This window comes from Geminicoccus flavidas (assembly GCF_009806515.1).
GTDB classification, from domain to species: Bacteria; Pseudomonadota; Alphaproteobacteria; order Geminicoccales; family Geminicoccaceae; genus Geminicoccus; species Geminicoccus flavidus.
Genome location: NZ_WUJP01000064.1, coordinates 1 through 1,852 on the forward strand (window position 1 = coordinate 1; position 1,852 = coordinate 1,852).

General features: G+C 69.1%; 2 protein-coding genes. One reads left to right on the top strand and one right to left on the bottom strand.

Annotated features, from left to right (window positions below; all coding sequences use genetic code 11):
* Positions 1 to 709 (top strand): polysaccharide biosynthesis protein (locus tag EQG76_RS01685; protein WP_159710035.1); only part of this gene is annotated, 709 nt, incomplete at its 5' end.
* Positions 710 to 746: 37 nt separating this feature from the next.
* On the opposite strand, the gene EQG76_RS01690 is transcribed toward EQG76_RS01685, so the two are convergent.
* Positions 747 to 1,802: a sulfotransferase family protein gene (locus tag EQG76_RS01690; RefSeq protein WP_159710037.1), complete on the bottom strand. Its 1,056-nt coding sequence runs from the start codon at positions 1,800 to 1,802 to the stop codon at positions 747 to 749.
* Positions 1,803 to 1,852 lie beyond the last annotated feature (50 nt).

Genomic DNA, 1,852 nt, shown 5'->3' on the forward strand with positions numbered 1-1,852 from the left:
TGGCGTGCCCAGCAAGATGTTCGAGATCCTGATCACCCTGGCCGTGCTGTTCAACGGCATGCTGATGCCGATGCTGGTGACCGCCCTGGCCGAGAAGGACGTGGCGGCCGCACGCGCCACCGCCGGCCACGCGCTCACCGCGATGCTGATCTTCGGCGGCGGCGTGATCGCGGCGTTCGCGGCGTTCCCGGCCGAGGTGCTGACCGTGGTGGCCGGGCCGGACTTCGCGGTGGCGGCACCAGCGCTCACGGTCGTCGCCGTGGCGATCGCCGCCAATGCCGTGGCGCAGGTCTATCGGCACATGCTGACCGCGATGGACCTGCAGCGCCAGGCCTTCCTGACCGACTGCATCGGGCTGGGCGTGGCGCTGGTCAGCTATTTCACCCTGATCCCGCGCTTCTCCTACCTGGGTGCCGCGATCGGCACCGCGGTGACCGAGACAGCGCTCTGCCTCGGGCTGATGGTGGCGGTCGCGTGGAGCGGCGTGTGGCCGCCGATCCTGAGCGCGCTGCTCAAGACGGTGCTGGTGACGGCACTCAGCATTGCCGCCATGCTGGGCATGGCGCGGCTGGGCCTGCCCTGGCTGCTGGCGCTGGTGGCCGGCGGCCTCCTGTTCCTGGGCCTGACGGTGGTGATCCGCCTGGCACCGCCCGCCTATCTGGAGGCGATGCTCAAGCGCAAGAAGCGCCAGCCCGTCGCCTCATCCTGAGCGCAGTCGGGCCGTGAGGCCGTGACCCGCGGGCCAATCAGGCCCGGGGGCCGCGGCCCAGCATCTGGCGCTTGATCTGGCCGAACAGGCTGGCATTGCCGCTGCGGAAGCGGATCCCGCTCTCGGCAGCGATCCGGCGGCGCTCCTCGGCCTTGAAGGCGCGCCATGCCGCGATCTCGCGCAGGAGCTGGGCCGGGACCGGCGCATAGCCACCCTCGGCGGCCGGCAGCTTCTCGTAGCCCAGCCGCCGCATTGGCCCTGCCGCAATCAGCTCGATCAGGCGGATCTGCGCCGGCTTCAGCCGCTTCTTGTAGGCGTCGATCGAGGCGGTGTTGACCGGGCGGAACACTCCTTCCTTGTAGGGCTGGTCCTTGAACATCACGTCGCGCGAGCGGTGGAACTCCAGCATGCCCGGGTCGAACTCTTCGCCCACCACCGTGCAGACCTTGCGCACCCAGGGCTCCGGATCACGCACCAGGTCCTCGTAGCGCAGCTCCAGATAGTTGCCGGCATGAGCCTTGCCGCCGGTGGCGAACCGGTGCGCCGCCTCCACGTCGATCCGCCACTTCACCGCCGCGGTGATCACGTCCTTGGACGTGCGCGGCAACTCCACCCGCGACGCCACGTTCGCGCGCGGGTCGCGCACCAGGTGGATGATGCGCGCGTCCGGGAACATGGCCAGGATCTCGTCCAGGTGGCGCACGTTCCAGGGCGTCTTGTCGCCGATCCGGACCTTGCCGCGCAGCCGGGCATAGATCTGCATTAGCTTGAGGAAGAACAGGGGGTAGCTGGGGTCGGGATGGTCCAGCAGCTCCTGACGCACCGCCGCCAGGGTCTCGTCCAGCCCGTTCCAGTTGTGGAAGTGATCCATGCTCGGCAGGCGCTCGAACATCCGGTCGATCGCACCAGGTGCCTTCAGGTCCGGGACCTCCGCCTTGAGCCCGAGGATGATGTCGAAGAAGATGATCTCGTCGGCCACGCCGATCCGCGGATGGGCATCGAGGATGCGCTGGAACAGGGTCGTGCCCGACCTGGGTGCACCGACCACGAAGATGGGCGCCGTGTCGGGGAACACGCGCTCGACCTCGGACATCTCAACCTCTCCCGGCCACGCCCCAGGCGGCCACACGGATCCTCGCAGGC

Coding starts and splice junctions, on each gene's coding strand:
- EQG76_RS01690 (WP_159710037.1), bottom strand. CDS start 1,802: ATGTCCGAGGTCGAGCGCGTGTTCCCCGACACGGCGCCCATCTTCGTG.